Consider the following 16,695-nt stretch of genomic DNA (forward strand, 5'->3'; position numbering starts at 1 on the left):
GTTCAGGAATCCGCGAACGGAACCACCATCCGCTGCGACGGGACAACCCCCTTGCGCATCCTCGCCGCAAGACGGACGACTTGCGTGCCAAGACGCCGAATTTCGCGCCCCAGCCGACCTAGCGGCGTCAGCTGGGATGGACGCGGCACGGTCGTCGGCCCGGAGTGTCGGATGAGGCTCTCATGCCGCGGCGGACGAAGCGCCTTCTTGGCGAGGAAATGTTCCTGGATGCAGAGGGCGGGCACCGCCTGCAGGAGGCGAAGGCCGCGCGTCACCGGGTTGTCCGGGTCGAAGATCAGCACGTCGATCGGACGGAGGAACCCGTCGGTTTGCTGCAGGAGCCGCGCCGCGGCACGACGGGAGATCAGGTAGCCGGCGGATCCCCTGTGGCGGGACAGCATGCGGTGCAGCGCGAAGCCATCGAAGGTCAGATGTCGCCGCGCCAGGGCGACCTCGTCGGTGAACGCCTCCAGCTTGATCAGATCGGCGCGGGCGGGCAGCTGCTCCGGCGCCGCCAGCAGCCCGGCCAGCGCCGGCGCGAGCACGACGTCGTCCTCGAACACCGCCAGCCAGCCATCACCGCTTTCGACCAGTTCCTTCCAGACGCGACGATGGCTTTCGAAGCAGGCAATCTCCCCGGCGGTCAGCCGCCCGCGTGGTTCCACGACGGTCGTCGCGTCAATCGCCGCCATGCGCTCGAAGGCGAGGCCCATCCCTTCCGCCTGCTCGCGGAACATCGCGAGCCGATCCGGCGAACGATCCAGATTGATGACGACGACCCGCATGGAACCGCTTCCCCCAAGTCTGGCTAGACCAGTCTCAGTTCGTCACCGACCTCGATTTGGCCCCCCTCGATGACATCGGCATAGATGCCGCAGTCCATGTGGTCGAGGGCTCGCAGCAGGGTGGCGGGGATTTCGAGGTCGCGGGCGGCCGTGTCGGGATTGACGTTGGTCGCAGCGCAGCGCTGGGTGCGCTTGGCGAACCTTACCCGCGCTGCGCCGATCGTCGCCTCCCGTCCGACCAGTTCCAGTTCCTGCCAGGGGGCGAGGCCGTCGAGATTGATGTTGGCGCGGAAGCGCAGCGGATCGACCGGCGCACCGACCAGTTCGGCCACCGCCGCCACCGAGGCCAGGTTGATGAAGGAAATGTAGGGCTTGCCGACATCGGTGAAGGCGTGGCCCAGCGCAGACAGCACCTTGAGCGGTCCGCGTCTCTCCTCGCCCATGAACTCGGTCAGGAAGGCCTCGGTCGCCGCCCGGCCGGCCGGATCGGAAAGATCGGCGGAGAACGGCGCACCGTGGCCCTCGATCGACCAGACCTGTGTCGCGGGATCGAAGCGCGTCTCCAGTTCGGCCAACCGCGCGTTTTTCATCAGGCAGAGGAATTTCGCCTTCGGCTTGTAGGCCGGCGCCGCCGGATCGAAACCGGAGGGGCCGTTCTCGATCGCATAGACGCGGTCATGGTCGAAGCGATGGCGCGGCCGGAGCTCCGCTTGGTCCAGCGCTTCGGCCGAGAATCCCTTGACCGGATAGCGATAGAGAGAGGCGATCGTCGTCATGGATGTCCCTGTGCCCTTACCGCCCGTTCCGGCCGGTGTCTTGTCGCCGCATTGGGGGGCGAGTCCGGCCGCTTGTCCAGCCTCGGCCGCAACCGCCTGCGCCAGAGCGCGCCACGGCTCCATCGACCAGTGCGGCCCCGCCTGGCCCGAGGGCGAGGTCAGGACATGCACCCGCGTCGCGCCGATCCGCCTTTCCTGTTCGCCATAAGGGATCGCGCCCGTCGGCAGATCGAGGAACAGGCTCGCCGCCCGCTTGCTGGTGAAGGCCAGGAAGCGCGGTGCGTATCGCACGATCTTGTCTCGCAGCGCCGCCGCGTCGACCAGGGTGAGGTCGATCGCCGTGTCCTGGCCGACATGCTCCTTGGCGACATCCGTCAGCCCGATGCCGAACTGCAGCACCTGCGGGAACTCTCCCGGGGACATCCGCCGCGGCGTCAGCCCGATCGCGTGAAGCGTCGGCCAGAACTTGTTGCCGGGATTGGCGTAATAGGCGCCGACTCGCGCCGACCAAGCGCCCGCGCCCGTTCCGCAGAAGACAATATCCAGCCCTGGCGCCAGAACATCCGGCAATATCGGCATCGAACCGAAGTCCTTTCCCTAGAAACCACGCCCGCCCCGGCGGCAAACGCAAAAACCATCTGTCACTGCGCGGCCATTGCTGCCAATCTCCGCGCCGGCCGCGTGCCTTGAATACCGTACCGGGAAGAGAACGCTTATGAGCACGATTAACTACCTGACGCAGATTGAGTTCGGAGCCGGCGTGGTTTCGGTCCTGCCCGATGCCCTGGCGGCGCTCGGCGTAACCCGGCCGCTGGTCGTCAGCGACAAGGGCCTGCAGGCATCCGGCCTCCTCGACCGCGTCACCGCCCTTCTGCCGTCGGACTCGGCGATCTTCCTCGACGTCCCCCCCAATCCGACCGAGGCGGCCGTCTTGGCGGCGCTTGAAGCCTATCGCGCCGGCGGCTGCGATGGCGTGGTCGCGGTCGGCGGCGGCTCGCCGATCGATCTCGCCAAGGGCGTCGGCCTGCTCGCCACGCATGAGGGCCCGCTGGAGCCCTATGCGGCCATCCTCGGCGGCGTCGCCCGCATCAGCGCCAAGGTCGCGCCGATCATCGCTATTCCCACCACGGCTGGCACCGGCGCCGAGGTTGGCCGCGCCGCCCTGCTGACGCTGAATGACGGCCGCAAGCTCGGCTTCATTAGCCCGCATCTGATCCCCAAGCGCGCGATCTGCGATCCGGAACTGACGCTCGGCCTGCCAAAGGGCCTGACGGCGGCGACCGGCCTCGATGCGCTGTCGCATTGCATCGAGACCTTCCTGTCGCCGCGCGAAAACCCCGTCGCCGATGCGATCGCGCTGGATGGCGCGCGCCGGATCTGGGACCACATCGAGCGCGCCTGCAGCAATGGCGGCGACCTCGAAGCCCGCAGCGAGATGATGATGGGCGCGCTGCAGGGCGGGCTCGCCTTCCAGAAGGGTCTCGGCGCGGTGCATGCGCTCAGCCACGCGCTGGGCGGCCTGAAGAGCCCAAGCCTGCATCACGGCACGCTGAACGCCATCCTGATGCCGGCGATCGTGCGCTTCAACCGCGAGACGGTGCCGGCCAAGATCGACCGGCTGACCGCCGCCATGGGCCTGCCGGCCTCGGCCGATCTGGCCGACGAACTCGACGCACTGAACCGGCGCCTCGGCATTCCGGCGGGCCTGAAGACGCTGGGCGTCTCCGAAGAGGTGCTGCCCTGGGTGGTCGAGCGGGCGCTGGCCGATCACTCCTACGCCACCAATCCGCGCGCCGCGACGGCGGACGAATTCCGCGCCATCCTCGACGGCGTGATGGTCTGACGGGTCCGAGCCGCATTGACCCAAAGGAAAAGCCCGGGAAGCCATCGCTCCCCGGGCTTTTCTGTCATCAATCCAGCGGATTTCGCCGAACCCTCTTACCTCTCCCTGAGGGAGAGGTCGGCTCGCAGAGCCGGGTGAGGGTTTACGACCTCACCGGATGGTTTCCTACGCCCTCACCCGCCGGCCTGCGGCCGTCGACCTCTCCCACGGGAGAGGTGAAGTGCACCAGGCGTCCCAAAAATCCTAGAACGGGATGTCGTCGTCGAGGTCCGCCGCGTAGGACGAGGTGGCTGCCGGCTGGCGCGCCTGGCCGCCGCCGCGCGGGGCCTCGAGCGGGCTGGAACGGCCGAAATCGCTGCCGCCGCCCTGATATTCCGACTGCTCGCCGCCGCCGGCCCGGCCGTCCAGCAGGGTCAGCTCGCCACGGAAACGCTGCAGCACGATCTCGGTGGTGAACTTCTCGGCGCCGGTCTGGTCCTGCCATTTGCGCGTCTGCAGCTGGCCCTCGACGTAAACCTTCGAGCCCTTCTTCAGATACTGCTCGGCGATCTTGGCGAGGTTCTCGTTGAAGATCACCACGCGATGCCACTCGGTCTTTTCCTTGCGCTCGCCGCTCTGCTTGTCGCGCCAGCTTTCCGACGTCGCGATGTTCAGATTGACGACCGACTCGCCCGAATTCATGCGCCGCACTTCCGGGTCGCGCCCGAGATTGCCGACGAGAATGACCTTGTTGACGCTTCCGGCCATGGTCTGTTCCTTCTTGCCTCTTTGCTGGCTCCAAACTATCCCGAAATGACACGGCCCGCCCGCGACAATCGGGCCTTGTCCACCAGACAATCGCTGCCCGGAGGCGCGCGGAGCCCCTCGTTCCCTTTTTGTTCTAGACAATTCATGCCGAACTGGCAAGATCCCGTCAGGTGAATCACCCGAATGCCGCGACAATCACGGCCTGCTCCTTGTATGGAGAGGCCGATAGCCTAAATTTGGGCCTTGGTGTTTCCACGCCAACCCCTTCCATTTGGACAGACGACACATGGCTCAGCATGATGACGCGCGGCTTTCCGGCGCGACCTCTGGCAAGTTTATTTCCGTCCGGGGCGCGCGCGAGCACAATCTGAAGAATGTCGATATCGATATTCCGCGCGACAAGCTGGTGGTGCTGACCGGGCTGTCCGGCTCGGGCAAGTCGTCGCTCGCCTTCGACACCATCTATGCCGAAGGCCAGCGCCGCTATGTCGAGAGCCTCTCGGCCTATGCGCGCCAGTTCCTCGAGATGATGCAGAAGCCGGACGTCGACCAGATCGACGGCCTGTCGCCCGCCATCTCGATCGAGCAGAAGACGACCTCGAAGAACCCGCGTTCGACCGTCGGCACGGTCACTGAGATCTACGACTATATGCGCCTGCTGTTCGCGCGCGTCGGCATCCCGTATTCGCCGGCCACCGGCCTGCCGATCGAGAGCCAGACGGTCAGCCAGATGGTCGATCGCGTCCTGGCGCTGCCCGAGGGCACGCGGCTCTATCTGCTGGCGCCGATGATCCGCGGCCGCAAGGGCGAATACAAGAAGGAACTGGCCGAGCTGCAGAAGAAGGGCTTCCAGCGCATCAAGCTGGATGGCGTTTTCTTCGAGATCGACGAGGCGCCGGTCCTCGACAAGAAGCTGAAGCACGACATCGACGTGGTCATCGACCGCATCGTCGTGCGCGGCGATATTGCCGCGCGCCTCGCCGACAGTTTCCAGACCGCGCTCGAACTGGCCGACGGCATTGCGATCGCCGAATATGCCGACGAGAAGGACGAGAAGGGCAATGAGCGCCGCGTCATCTTCTCGGAAAAGTTCGCCTGCCCCGTTTCCGGCTTCACGATCACCGAGATCGAGCCGCGGCTGTTCTCGTTCAACAACCCGTTCGGCGCCTGCCCGGAATGCGACGGCCTCGGTTCCGAGAAGAAGATCGACCCCGATCTTGTCGTCCCGGATGGCTCCGTCTCGCTGAAGCAGGGCGCCGTCGCGCCCTGGGCCAAGTCGTCCTCGCCCTATTACGCGCAGACGCTGGAGGCGATCGCCCGGCATTACAATTTCAAGATGACGACGCCCTGGGACGAGATCCCGGAAGCGGCCCGTAACGCCATCCTGTTCGGCACCGGCAAGGGCGAGATCGAGTTCGTCTATAATGACGGCACCCGCTCCTACAAGACGCAGAAATCGTTCGAGGGCGTGGTCACCAATCTGGAGCGTCGCTGGCGCGAGACGGAATCGAACTGGGCGCGCGAGGAGATCGAGCGCTACCAGGGCTCTACGCCGTGCAAGGCCTGCGGCGGCGCGCGGCTGAAGCCCGAGGCGCTGGCGGTCAAGATCGCCGGCAACCACATCGCGCAGATTTCGCAGATGTCGATCCGCAACGCCTACAAGTGGTTCGAGACGCTGCCGGCCGAGCTGAACGACAAGCAGAACGAGATCGCCGTCCGCATCCTGAAGGAAATCCGCGAGCGGCTTTCCTTCCTGGTCGATGTCGGCCTCGACTATCTGATGCTGTCGCGCAATTCGGGCACGCTTTCGGGCGGCGAGAGCCAGCGCATCCGCCTCGCCTCGCAGATCGGTTCGGGTCTCACCGGCGTGCTCTACGTGCTGGACGAGCCGTCGATCGGCCTGCATCAGCGCGACAATGAGCGGCTGCTCGAGACGCTGCGCCACCTGCGCGACATCGGCAATACGGTGCTTGTCGTTGAGCATGACGAAGACGCGATCATGACCGCCGATTATGTCGTCGATGTCGGCCCGGAAGCGGGCGTGCATGGCGGCCAGATCATCGCCAAGGGAACGCCGGCCGAGGTGATGGCCAATCCCAACTCGCTGACCGGCAAATATCTGACCGGCGAGCTCTCGGTCGAGGTGCCGGAAAAGCGCCGCGCGATCTCCAAATCGCGAAAAATCAGCGTCATCGGCGCGCGCGGCAACAATCTGAAGAACGTCTCCGCCGATATCCCGCTCGGCACCTTCACCTGCGTGACGGGCGTCTCCGGCGGCGGCAAGTCCACCTTCCTGATCGATACGCTCTACGCCGCCGTGGCGCGGCGGTTGAACGGCGCGCATATACATCCGGCGCCGCATGACCGGATCGAGGGGCTGGAGTTCATCGACAAGATCATCGACATCGACCAGTCGCCGATCGGCCGCACGCCGCGCTCCAACCCGGCCACCTATACCGGCGCCTTCACGCCGATCCGCGAATGGTTCTCCGGCCTGCCGGAAGCCAAGGTGCGCGGCTATGGCCCCGGCCGCTTCTCGTTCAACGTCAAGGGCGGCCGCTGCGAAGCGTGCCAGGGCGACGGCGTCATCAAGATCGAGATGCACTTCCTGCCGGATGTCTACGTCACCTGCGAAGTCTGCAAGGGCAAGCGCTATAGCCGCGAAACGCTGGATGTGAAGTTCAAGGGCAAGTCGATCGCCGACGTGCTCGACATGACGGTCGAGGAAGCGCACGAGTTCTTCCAGGCCGTGCCCGGCATTCGCGACAAGATGGCGACCCTGCAGGAAGTCGGCCTCGGCTACGTCAAGGTCGGCCAGCAGGCGACGACGCTTTCCGGCGGCGAGGCGCAGCGCGTCAAGCTCGCCAAGGAACTGTCGCGCCGCGCCACCGGCAAGACGCTGTACATCCTCGACGAGCCGACGACGGGCCTGCATTTCCACGACGTCGCCAAGCTGATGGAAGTGCTGCATTCGCTGGTCGACCAGGGCAACACGGTCGTGGTCATCGAGCACAATCTCGAGGTGATCAAGACGGCGGACTGGATCATCGACATCGGCCCGGAGGGCGGCGACGGCGGCGGCGAGATCGTCGCGACCGGCACGCCGGAGCAGATCGTCAAGGAGCCGCGCAGCTATACCGGCCACTTCCTGAAGCCGGTGCTGGACAAGGCGCGGGCCGCCAACCGCAAGCGCAAGGCCGTCGCCGCCGAATAGGCGCGGCCCCGCCTGCCCTGTCGCCAGGCGGCGCGCGCGGTCGCCTGGCTTATCCTTGGCAAGACCGGCTACACGCAGCGCCAGTAGACCCGGCCATAGGCATCAACCACCCGCACGCAGCCGGCGCGGGGCGCCACGGCATAGGGCGCGGCCACATAGGCCCCACCGACATAGGCGCCGCCGACGACCGCCCGGCGCGTGGTCCGGCGCGCGACGCCGGCATAGCTGAGCGGGGTCAGCGGACGGCCGATGATCGCCTCGGCCCGGCTGACGAGACCGAAGCCCGGCATGTGCGGCGCCGGCGTTTCGGAGATGAAAAGTGCGGCGAGGCCGAGGGCCAGCGCCGCCAAGCGGATGGCCGGGCGTATAGCCCGGCTTTGACGGATCTCTGTCATTTGCTTTCTCCCGAGGTCGCGGCGCCGTTGGCGGGTGTCATGTCGGTCGGCGTCGCGCCGCTCGACGGAATCTCGTCCACGTCTGCCAGTTGCTTGAAATCGACCTTCTTGGCGCCCGCCGGCGGAGCGAAGGTGAAGGTGCCGGCCGGGAATTGCGAGCCGCTGTGCCAGTCGGTGATGCGGATCGTATATTGCGGCGCGCCCCCGACCGTCTTGCTGGTGATCACCATCTTGCAGGGCACCGGCCGTTCGCCGACCTCGACCCAGAGCTGCCAGTCGGTGTCGTGGTTGCGGAAGGCGACATGCTCGCAGGCGACGCCGTCGATGACGCCCCGGCCGATATGCTTGGCCTCGACCACATCGGCCATCAACGCGTTGAAGGAGTCGGCGATCATCAGGTCCGCCGCCGGCAGGTCTAGCATCAGGTCGCCGCGCAGCTTGTCGATGACCTCGTCGATCGACCCTTTCAGCGGCTCGGTGGCATAGGTGTTGGTATTCTTGTCGAGAACCGTGACGCTCTTGCCATCGAAGATGAGCTCCACATCGGCATAGCCGCCGGTGCGGCTGAGACGGAAGGCATCGGGCCTGTGGATCTGCGCCTTGCCCGAGCTGTTGAACTGCAGCTTCTCCATTTGCGGCGTGACGACTTCCAGCTCGCTGTCAAAGGAGAGCGTGATGTCGGTCTCGCTGCCGACATACTGCGCCATGCGCTTGACGATCCCGATCGCCTCCTGCCGGTTCTGGTCGGCGGCCTGCGGGGCGTCCTGCGCCCAGGCGGGCGCGAAGCAGGCCAGGGTCATCGCGACCCCGGCCGCGATCGCCATCCCGCGGCCCCGGCCCCACCCCTTTGGTGGCGTAGATGCATGCTCAAGCATTGCTTCCTCCTCCAGGACGAAGGCGGACCGACGGGGATCCCGCATCCCCGAGGCCGCCCAGCTGGCCGGATGCTACCACGGGTGGCGGCGCGCCCTTGTTCGACTTCCCGTGATCGACACGGCATCGCCAAGAGCGGCGCAAACGAAAATGGCCGCGCAAGGCGCGGCCATTTCCAGGTCGAAGGCTGGCTCGATCAAGCCTTGCGGCGGCGCGACTTGGCGAAGGTGTCGAACGCCACGGCCAGCACGATGATCACACCGATGATGATCTGCTGGATGTAGGAAGAGACGTTCATCAGCACGAGGCCGTTGAGCAGTACGCCGATCAGGATCGAGCCGATCACGGTGCCGAAGATCGTGCCGGCGCCGCCGAACAGCGAGGTGCCGCCGATGACGACCGAGGCGATGACGGTAAGCTCATAGCCGGTGCCGGCGACGGCCTCGGCCGAATTCAGCCGCGCCGACAGAACGAAGGCGCCGAGGCCGGCGAAGAAGCCCATGATCACATAGACGCTGCAGATCACCCAGTTGACGTTGAGGCCCGATAGCCGCGCCGCTTCCGGATTGCCGCCGACCGCATAGACCTGCCGGCCATAGCGCATGTAGCGCAGCGCGATATGCGCCAGCAGCGCCGCGACCAGGAAGATGATGACCGGAACCGGCACGGGACCGATCTTGCCCTGGCCCCACCAGGTGAAATCCGGCTGGAAGCCGGAGATCGGGCCGCCGGCGGCGAACAGGAGCGCCGCGCCGCGGAACACCGACATGCCGCCCAGCGTCACCACGAAGGGCGGCACCTTGAGCTTGGTGATGGCCAGGCCCTGCAGCAGGCCGCCGCAAACGCCGACGGCGATCGCCGCCAGCGCGGCGAGTTCCCAGCCCCAGCCGATCGCGCCCTCGCCGATCGTGAAGCGATCCTGCATGCCGCCCTTGGCGACAGCGGCGGCAACCAGCCCGGCGAAAGCCAGCAGCGAACCGACCGAAAGGTCGATGCCGGCCGTCAGGATGACGAAGGTCATGCCGATGGCCAGGAGGCCGGTGATCGACACTTGGCGCATCACGTTAAACAGGTTGATCGACGACATGAAGCGCGGTTCCAGCACCGCGAAGATGATCATCAGCGCGATCAGGAAGATCAGCGGCGCAAAGCGCGCCAGCATACCGAACCAGTCGACGCGCGCGCTTTCCGCCGTCACTCTCTGTGCGTCCGTCATTAGGGTGTCCCTTGTCTTGTCACGCTGCTCGGCTGGCGGCGCTGAGCGTCATCATGGTCATGAGTTTTTCCTGGGTCGCGTCGGCGCGCATCGTCTCGCCGGTGACGCGCCCTTCGCGCATCGTGACGATCCGGTCTGCGACCGCGAGAACCTCGGGAAGTTCGGAGGAAATGGCGATGACGGCGATGCCGGATTTCGCCATTTCGAAAAGCAGATTGTGCACCTCGACCTTGGCGCCGATGTCGATGCCGCGCGTCGGCTCGTCGACGATCAGAACCTTGGGCCGCAGCGCCAGCCAGCGGGCGAGAACCACCTTCTGCTGGTTGCCGCCCGAAAGGTTGCCGACGGCCTGGTCGCCGCTTGCCATGCGGATGTTCAGCAGCTTGCGATATTCCTCGACCATGTCGCGCTCCTTGCGCTCGTCGACGAACAGGCCGAAGCGGCCGATACGGTCGAGGGCGGCAATGGAGAGATTGGTGCGGATGGCCTGCGCCAGGAACAGCGCCTGCTGCTTGCGGTCTTCCGGCACCAGGCCGATGCCGCGGCGGATCGCGTCGCGCGGCGAGCGGATGTCCACGGGCTCGCCGTCGATCAGCACGCGGCCGGAATCGAACGGGTCGGCGCCGAAGATGGCGCGGGCCATCTCGGTTCGCCCGGCGCCGACGAGACCGGCAATACCGAGGATCTCGCCGCGGCGCACATGCAGCGAAACATCCTTCAGTTCGGTCGCGTGCGGGTCATGCGCCGTGCGCAGCCGGGTCAGCCCCTCGACGGCCAGCGCGATGGGGCCCACCTCGCCTGCCTCGCGATGGGCATAGAGCGCATTGACCTCGCGGCCGACCATCAGGCGGATGATGCCGTCGATCGTCGTCTCGCTGACCTTGCCGGCGCCGACATTGCGGCCGTCGCGCAGCACGGTCAGGCGATCGCAGATCTCGATCACCTCCTCCAGGCGATGGGTCACGAAGATGATCGAAATGCCTTCGGACTTGAGCTGGCGCACGATGCGGAACAGCTTCTCGACCTCAGCCGAGCTGAGCGCCGAGGTCGGCTCGTCCATGATGATGACGCGCGACTGCATCGAGAGTGCGCGGGCGATCTCGACCATCTGCTGCTCGGCGACCGAGAGATCGCGCACCAGGGTCATCGGGCTGCGCTCGAGGCCGATGCGGCGGATCAGCTTCAGCGTCTCCGCTTCCATCTTCGGCCAGTTGATGAAGAAGCGCGGGCCCGGCTCGCGGCCGATGAAGACATTCTCCGCGATCGTCATGTCGGGTGCGAGCGTGAACTCCTGATAGATCGTGACGATGCCGAGCTTCTGGGCGTCCTGCGGCGTGCCGAGCGTGACGTCCTGGCCAGCGAACTGGATGGTGCCGCGATCGGGCGACTGGGCGCCGGCGAGGATCTTCAGCAGCGTCGACTTGCCGGCGCCGTTCTCGCCCAGCAGCGCGTGGATCTCGGCGGGCGCGACCTCGAGATCGACGCCGTCGAGCGCCTTGACGCCCGGAAAGCTCTTGGCGATGCCGGTCATCTTCAGGAGGGGTTGCGGATCGGTCATCGGTAATCGCTTGCGATGGAGAAAGGGAATGGCTGGCCCCTGGCCAATGCCGGGGCGAGACGAAAACGAAAGATCAGTCCGGTCCGACGAGCGGTCGTTTGGGCCAGTTTCGAGGTACGTTCTTGTAGCGCTCGGCCCCGGGTTCCCCCGGGTCGTCATCCCGGCGAAGGTCGGGATCCATGGCCCAGGCACACCGAGCCTCGCGGAGAGCGACTTGGCCTCGACTGGCGCCGCCGGTGTTCATGGGCCCCGGCCTTCGCCGGGGCGACGAACTTGGCGTGCCCGCAGTCTGCATATCGGTTTCGCCATTTGCGCACCTCTCCACGACGGAGAGGTAAAACTACTTGGGCGTTGGCCGGAGTCGGCGAAGGCGCTCCATGCCGAAGCACGGAGCGCCTTGCCGGATTTCAGACTACTTCAGTTCGCCGAGACGCTCGGCGATGTTGAGGTTGTCCTTGGTGATCGCGACCGGCGTCAGCAGGGTCACGGCCTCGGCCGGCTTCTTGCCGTCCTTGATGAAGGCGACGAGCGTGTCGACGCCCATGGCGCTCTGCTTGCCCGGGAACTGCTCGATGGTGGCCGTCAGGCCACCGTCGCGCACCTGGCCGAGCGCTTCGGGAAGCGCGTCGAAACCGATGATCGCGATACCCGACATGTTGCGGCCCTTGACCGCTTCCATGGCGCCCAGTGCCATGTCGTCATTGGCAGCAACGATCACCTGCGGGGCTTCCTTCAGCGCCGAAAGGGCGGCTTCCGTCACCGAAAGGCCCTTGGCGCGGTCGAAGCCGGCGGTCTGCTCGAACACGATCTTGTACTTGTCGGCAGCCTTATCGAGAACGTTGTGCAGGCCCTTGTTGCGGTCGATGGCCGGCGAGGCGCCCGACTGGCCCTGCAGGTTCACGATGTTCGCGCCATTCGGGTAGAGCTTCATGATCAGCTCGGCCTGGGCCTCGCCGCCCTTGACGTTGTCGGCGCCGATATGGGCGAGGATGCCCTCGACCTGCGCGACGCGACGATCCACGGTGACGACCGGGATGCCTGCCTCGACGGCCTGCTGCAGGGCCGGCGCCATGGCGTCGACTTCGTTCGGGCTGATGACGATGCCCTTCACGCCGCGCGCGATGGCGGCCTCGACGTCGGCGGTCTGCTTGGGCGAGGAAACCTGGCCGTCGCTCTCGATCGCGGTGACGCCCTGCTTCTCGGCCTCAGCCTTGAAGGCGTTCATCATGTGAACGAAGAACGGGAACGTGAGGCCCGGGACCGAGGTCAGGATCTCGACCTTTTCCTGGGCAACGGCGGGTGCCGGTGCAGTGGACATCGCAGCGAGCGAAATCGCGCCGGCGGCGAGCAAGGACCGTGTGAAATTCGACATTTAGTTCCTCCCATGCCCTCTTCGAAACGGGGCTGAAGCAGAACATGCCGCAGGTTGGTGCGAGTCACAAATGAAATTATGAACTTTGCACGCGTGGTGCATAAATGGCGGATCGACAGCTACGTCACCAACAGGATGCCTTATAATAAATATCTGCATCAACCGGGCCAGTGCTTGATCGGCGGCCGTTCCATCCCGTCGAACGCAACGATACGGCGAGCACGCAAACCGGGCTGAATTGGGCCCCGGATCGCGACAGGAGAGCCGATAAACCGGCCTTCGGGCACCCTACCCGCCCTCAATATCCCGCTTGGCGATTCCGGCGACGGCGAGCGCCAAAGCCGGGTCGGTGCCATCGTCCAGATGCCAGGCAGCCGAAAGGCCGGCATAGGCAAGGATCCACCGCATCAGCCGCTCACGGTCGAGACCGGCCGCCTCCGCGACGATCCCCGCCTGCCGGGTGAGTCTGCCGGGCCGGGTCGCTACCGCCGCGTCCGGATTGCAGAAGAGGTTGGCGAAATCGAAGCTGCGCTCGCCAAGCAGGCGCTTCGGGTCAATGGCGAGAAAGCCGCGCGCCCCGCCATCCAGGACATTGCCGTGATGCAGGTCGCCATGCAGAACGCGGATATCGCGCGGATCCCCCAGCAGCGCTCGTGCCGTTTCGGCGGCCGCGACCAGGACACCGCCATGCCGATCGGCTGCCGGAAAGAGATCCCGGAACCAGAGATCGAGCGATGTTGCCGCTGGCGCGCTGCCGGGTCGCGGCGCATGCAACCGCCGTGCAACCTCGCAAATGATGAGGCTCGCTGCATCATCCTCGCCGGACCGCGCCATGTCGGAAACCGAACGCGGTCCGGTGGCGCGCTCCATCAGGAGGGCATCGTCATCGTGTTCGAGGATGCGCACCGCGCCTTCCCCGTCCCACCACAGCATCAGTTGTCCGCCATAGCGTTCTTCCGAGGCATGCGAGAGTTTCAGCATCAGCGGAACGCCGTCCCGACGAACGGGAAGAAGACGGCTGGTATGGGTCACGATCACGTCACCATCCGGGGCGAGCGACCAAAGCCGCAGATAACTCTCGAAGTCCTGCCTCTGTGCCTGCATTCCCTCAATCCGATTCATGCCCCTGCCCGTTCTCGTCGTTCCGATTCTGCCTCCGCCCGGCAGCCGCGACGACCCCACGCACCCCGCGACCTACCGGATGCCGGCGTGGCCCTGCATAATCCAGCCTCGATTCAGTAAATGATGGTGCCATGACCGATACCAAGCCCAATTCCCCGCAGATGGAATCCCCCTCCTACCGCCTTCCCGCGCTCGACCAGGATTTCCTGCTCAGCGATTCCATGCGCGGCGTGCGGTTCTTGCTCGAATATGCCAAGGCCGAGATGGCGCTGCGCCAGTGGGGCGTTCGCTCCACCATCGTCGTCTTCGGCAGCGCCCGCATCGGCGAAGGCGGCGAGGGCCATCATGCGAACTGGTATGATCAGGCGCGCGCCGTCGGCCGCATCGTGTCCGAACGCGGTGGCGCCCTGGTCACCAACGGCACGTTTCGCGACAATGTCATCGCGACCGGCGGCGGCCCGGGCATCATGGCGGCGGCCAATCGCGGCGCGGCCGATGTCGGCGCGCCCTCGATCGGCTTCAACATCACCCTGCCGCACGAGCAGGAGCCCAACGCCTATTCGACGCCGGAACTGACCTTCCGCTTCCACTATTTCGCGATGCGCAAGATGCATCTCGCCATGCGCGCCAACGCGCTGATCGTCTTTCCGGGCGGCTTCGGCACCTTCGACGAGATGTTCGAACTGCTGACGCTGCGCCAGACCGGCAAGGCGCCGCCGATCCCGATCGTGCTGTTCGACAGCGCCTACTGGAAGCGGGTGATCAATTTCGAGGCGCTGATCGAAGAAGGCATGATCGCGCGCAAGGACCTCGACCTGTTCGTCTATGCCGAGACGGCGGAAGAGGTCTGGCAGAAGCTGACCGACGCCGGCGTCGGACTGCATGCGGGAGAACAGGCGAGCGACGGTCCCTAGGCGCTCGTCCGTTCGCGGCATAATCTGGGCGGCGAGGCGGAGCCACCGCCTCGTCATCCGGGGGAATCATCCATGACGCCGCTCGCCGCGCTCTTCGCCATCCTCGGCGCCCTTCTGGTCGGTGCGATCAGCCCGGGGCCGAGCTTCGTCTTCGTGGTGCGCACTGCGGTCGCCCAGTCGCGCGCCGACGGGCTGGCGGCAGCGGTCGGCATGGGTGTCGGCGCGGCGTTGTTCGGCGCGTTGGCTCTGCTCGGCCTACGCACGCTGATGACCGAAGCCGCCGGTCTCTACACCGCGCTGAAGATCGCCGGCGGCATTTACCTGCTCTATCTCGCCTACCGGATCTGGCGCGGCGCCCGGGAGCCGGTCGAGGTCGTCCGCAACGGAACCGGGACCCGTTCCAATCTCGGCAGATCCTTCGGCCTGGCGCTGGCTACCCAGATGAGCAATCCAAAGATCGTCGCCGTCTTCGGCGCCGTTTTCGCAGCCCTCCTCCCGGCCGAGCGCCCGCTCTGGCTCGACCTCGCTCTGCCGGCGCTGATCTTCGTGCAGGAGACGGGCTGGTATGCCCTCGTCGCCCTCGCCTTCTCCTCGTCGCGGCCGCGCGCCCTCTATCTCGGCGCCAAGCTCTGGATCGATCGTTTCGCCGGGGCCGTCATCGGCGCGCTCGGCATCCGCCTGATCCTCGATGCGCGTTAACAGACGGCTGACGGAGTGTTAACAGGAGTTCGCACCAAAGCATGGCCGCCGACGCCGCTCTCATTCTCACGACAAGGGCGCTAAACCGCGCCCTGCTCGCCCGCCAGATGCTGCTGGAGCGGGTGGCGATGCCGGCCGAGGCGGCGATCGAAACGCTGATCGGCCTGCAATCGCAGATCCCGGGCAATCCCTACACCGCGCTCTGGTCCCGCCTGGAAGGGTTCCGCCCGGAAGAGGTTTCGGATCTCACCGCCGCGCGAAAGCTGGTGCGGATCGCCCTGATGCGCGGCACGCTCCATCTCGTGACGGTTGCCGATGCGGTCGCCCTGCGCCCCGTTGTGCAGAAGGTTTTCGAGCGCACGATGACCCCGGGCAGCGCCTATGGACGCGCGCTGGCCTCGGTCGACATCGCAGAACTGGTGGCAGCCGGCGAACGGCTTCTTGAGGAAAAGCCACACTCCAACAAGGAGTTGGAGGCCGTACTTGCGCCAAGGTTTCCTGGCGTCGATGGCCACGCGCTGTCGCATGCGGTGCGGGCGATGCTGCCGCTGGTGCAGGTGACGCCGCGCGGCCTCTGGCGGCAGGGCGGCCTGGCGATTTCGACGACACTCGAGAGCTGGACGGGTCAGGCGACCACCACGGACGACCGACCGGAAGCCATGATCCGGCGCTATCTGGCCGTCTTCGGCCCGGCATCGGTCCAAGATGTGCAGGCCTGGTCAGGGCTGACAAAGCTGGCCGGCGCGGTTGCGTCCCTGAGAGACGAACTGTCTGAATTCCGCGACGAGGCCGGACAGGTTCTGTACGACCTTCCCGACGCGCCGAGACCGTCCGAAGACACCGCCGCGCCGCCGCGTTTCCTGCCCGACTATGACAATGTGATGCTGGGTCACGCCGAGCGAAGCCGGATCGTCCATGACGACCATCGCAGTCATTTTACGAAGGAAAACGGGCTGATACCGGCGTTTCTTGTCGACGGTTTCGCCGGAGGAAGCTGGCGGATCGACCGCGAGCGCGGCCGTGCGACGCTGCGGATCACGCCGCTCATCCCGCTCAAAAATCGGGATCGCAAGGCCCTGGAGCGCGAGGCCGAAGCCCTGCTGGCGTTCCAGGAACCGGACGCCAAGACGCGCGAAATTGTCTTCGCCGACGCGCCCTGAGCGGCGCCGGCGAAGACAAGC

At 66.1% G+C, this 16,695-nt stretch carries 14 protein-coding genes; 5 read left to right on the forward strand and 9 right to left on the reverse strand.

Translation table 11 applies throughout. The features are described 5' to 3' along the window. Positions 1 to 2 precede the first annotated feature (2 nt). A complete protein-coding gene (locus ABIE08_RS05465; protein WP_354549315.1) occupies positions 3 to 785 on the reverse strand; it encodes a glycosyltransferase family 25 protein in 783 nt (260 codons plus the stop codon). Between the two features lie 23 nt (positions 786 to 808). Continuing rightward, positions 809 to 2,140, reverse strand: coding sequence for an MOSC domain-containing protein (locus ABIE08_RS05470; RefSeq protein ID WP_354549316.1), 1,332 nt, complete (start codon positions 2,138 to 2,140; stop codon positions 809 to 811). A gap of 136 nt (positions 2,141 to 2,276) precedes the next feature. On the opposite strand from ABIE08_RS05470, the gene ABIE08_RS05475 reads away from it, so the two are divergent. After that, positions 2,277 to 3,404, forward strand: a complete 1,128-nt coding sequence (locus ABIE08_RS05475; protein WP_354549317.1) for an iron-containing alcohol dehydrogenase — start codon at positions 2,277 to 2,279, stop codon at positions 3,402 to 3,404. 243 nt (positions 3,405 to 3,647) lie between these two features. Here ABIE08_RS05475 and ssb read toward each other — a convergent pair whose 3' ends face one another. Further along, positions 3,648 to 4,151, reverse strand: a complete 504-nt coding sequence (gene ssb / locus ABIE08_RS05480; protein WP_354549319.1) for a single-stranded DNA-binding protein — start codon at positions 4,149 to 4,151, stop codon at positions 3,648 to 3,650. 286 nt (positions 4,152 to 4,437) lie between these two features. On the opposite strand from ssb, the gene uvrA reads away from it, so the two are divergent. Next, the gene (gene uvrA, locus ABIE08_RS05485) at positions 4,438 to 7,365 is read left to right on the forward strand and encodes an excinuclease ABC subunit UvrA (protein WP_354549320.1); all 2,928 of its coding nucleotides are present in this window, start codon (positions 4,438 to 4,440) and stop codon (positions 7,363 to 7,365) included. Between the two features lie 68 nt (positions 7,366 to 7,433). On the opposite strand, the gene ABIE08_RS05490 is transcribed toward uvrA, so the two are convergent. The 6 genes from ABIE08_RS05490 to ABIE08_RS05515 all read right to left on the reverse strand — a co-directional run bounded on the left by ABIE08_RS05490 (position 7,434) and on the right by ABIE08_RS05515 (position 13,883). Then, complete coding sequence (locus ABIE08_RS05490; RefSeq protein ID WP_354549321.1) at positions 7,434 to 7,760, reverse strand: hypothetical protein; 327 nt, start codon at positions 7,758 to 7,760, stop codon at positions 7,434 to 7,436. Next, a complete protein-coding gene (locus ABIE08_RS05495; protein ID WP_354549322.1) occupies positions 7,757 to 8,584 on the reverse strand; it encodes a DUF2092 domain-containing protein in 828 nt (275 codons plus the stop codon). Before ABIE08_RS05495 ends, ABIE08_RS05490 begins: the two co-directional genes overlap by 4 nt. 245 nt (positions 8,585 to 8,829) lie before the next feature. After that, a complete protein-coding gene (locus ABIE08_RS05500) occupies positions 8,830 to 9,849 on the reverse strand; it encodes an ABC transporter permease (protein WP_266332469.1) in 1,020 nt (339 codons plus the stop codon). Positions 9,850 to 9,868: 19 nt separating this feature from the next. Beyond that, positions 9,869 to 11,407, reverse strand: coding sequence for a sugar ABC transporter ATP-binding protein (locus ABIE08_RS05505; protein WP_354549324.1), 1,539 nt, complete (start codon positions 11,405 to 11,407; stop codon positions 9,869 to 9,871). Between the two features lie 412 nt (positions 11,408 to 11,819). Continuing rightward, a complete protein-coding gene (locus ABIE08_RS05510; RefSeq protein ID WP_354549325.1) occupies positions 11,820 to 12,779 on the reverse strand; it encodes a substrate-binding domain-containing protein in 960 nt (319 codons plus the stop codon). Between the two features lie 288 nt (positions 12,780 to 13,067). Beyond that, positions 13,068 to 13,883, reverse strand: a complete 816-nt coding sequence (locus ABIE08_RS05515; RefSeq protein WP_354549326.1) for an aminoglycoside phosphotransferase family protein — start codon at positions 13,881 to 13,883, stop codon at positions 13,068 to 13,070. Between the two features lie 149 nt (positions 13,884 to 14,032). Here ABIE08_RS05515 and ABIE08_RS05520 point away from each other — a divergent pair, with 149 nt between their 5' ends. The 3 genes from ABIE08_RS05520 (at position 14,033) to ABIE08_RS05530 (ending at position 16,674) form a co-directional block, all read left to right on the forward strand. Continuing rightward, a complete protein-coding gene (locus ABIE08_RS05520; RefSeq protein ID WP_354549328.1) occupies positions 14,033 to 14,815 on the forward strand; it encodes a TIGR00730 family Rossman fold protein in 783 nt (260 codons plus the stop codon). A 72-nt stretch (positions 14,816 to 14,887) separates the two neighbouring features. After that, a complete protein-coding gene (locus tag ABIE08_RS05525) occupies positions 14,888 to 15,514 on the forward strand; it encodes a LysE family translocator (RefSeq protein ID WP_354549329.1) in 627 nt (208 codons plus the stop codon). Between the two features lie 41 nt (positions 15,515 to 15,555). Further along, complete coding sequence (locus tag ABIE08_RS05530) at positions 15,556 to 16,674, forward strand: winged helix DNA-binding domain-containing protein (RefSeq protein WP_354549330.1); 1,119 nt, start codon at positions 15,556 to 15,558, stop codon at positions 16,672 to 16,674. Positions 16,675 to 16,695 lie beyond the last annotated feature (21 nt).

The sequence above is a fragment of the Kaistia defluvii genome, from assembly GCF_040548815.1.
GTDB lineage: Bacteria > Pseudomonadota > Alphaproteobacteria > Rhizobiales > Kaistiaceae > Kaistia > Kaistia defluvii_A.

Excerpts from the sequence above, each read along its gene's own strand:
- ABIE08_RS05465 (WP_354549315.1), bottom strand. The coding sequence starts at position 785 with ATGCGGGTCGTCGTCATCAATCTGGATCGTTCGCCGGATCGGCTCGCG.
- ABIE08_RS05470 (WP_354549316.1), bottom strand. The coding sequence starts at position 2,140 with ATGCCGATATTGCCGGATGTTCTGGCGCCAGGGCTGGATATTGTCTTC.
- ABIE08_RS05475 (WP_354549317.1), top strand. The coding sequence starts at position 2,277 with ATGAGCACGATTAACTACCTGACGCAGATTGAGTTCGGAGCCGGCGTG.
- ssb (WP_354549319.1), bottom strand. The coding sequence starts at position 4,151 with ATGGCCGGAAGCGTCAACAAGGTCATTCTCGTCGGCAATCTCGGGCGC.
- uvrA (WP_354549320.1), top strand. The coding sequence starts at position 4,438 with ATGGCTCAGCATGATGACGCGCGGCTTTCCGGCGCGACCTCTGGCAAG.
- ABIE08_RS05490 (WP_354549321.1), bottom strand. The coding sequence starts at position 7,760 with ATGACAGAGATCCGTCAAAGCCGGGCTATACGCCCGGCCATCCGCTTG.
- ABIE08_RS05495 (WP_354549322.1), bottom strand. The coding sequence starts at position 8,584 with ATGGCGATCGCGGCCGGGGTCGCGATGACCCTGGCCTGCTTCGCGCCC.
- ABIE08_RS05500 (WP_266332469.1), bottom strand. The coding sequence starts at position 9,849 with ATGACGGACGCACAGAGAGTGACGGCGGAAAGCGCGCGCGTCGACTGG.
- ABIE08_RS05505 (WP_354549324.1), bottom strand. The coding sequence starts at position 11,407 with ATGACCGATCCGCAACCCCTCCTGAAGATGACCGGCATCGCCAAGAGC.
- ABIE08_RS05510 (WP_354549325.1), bottom strand. The coding sequence starts at position 12,779 with ATGTCGAATTTCACACGGTCCTTGCTCGCCGCCGGCGCGATTTCGCTC.
- ABIE08_RS05515 (WP_354549326.1), bottom strand. The coding sequence starts at position 13,883 with ATGCAGGCACAGAGGCAGGACTTCGAGAGTTATCTGCGGCTTTGGTCG.
- ABIE08_RS05520 (WP_354549328.1), top strand. The coding sequence starts at position 14,033 with ATGACCGATACCAAGCCCAATTCCCCGCAGATGGAATCCCCCTCCTAC.
- ABIE08_RS05525 (WP_354549329.1), top strand. The coding sequence starts at position 14,888 with ATGACGCCGCTCGCCGCGCTCTTCGCCATCCTCGGCGCCCTTCTGGTC.
- ABIE08_RS05530 (WP_354549330.1), top strand. The coding sequence starts at position 15,556 with ATGGCCGCCGACGCCGCTCTCATTCTCACGACAAGGGCGCTAAACCGC.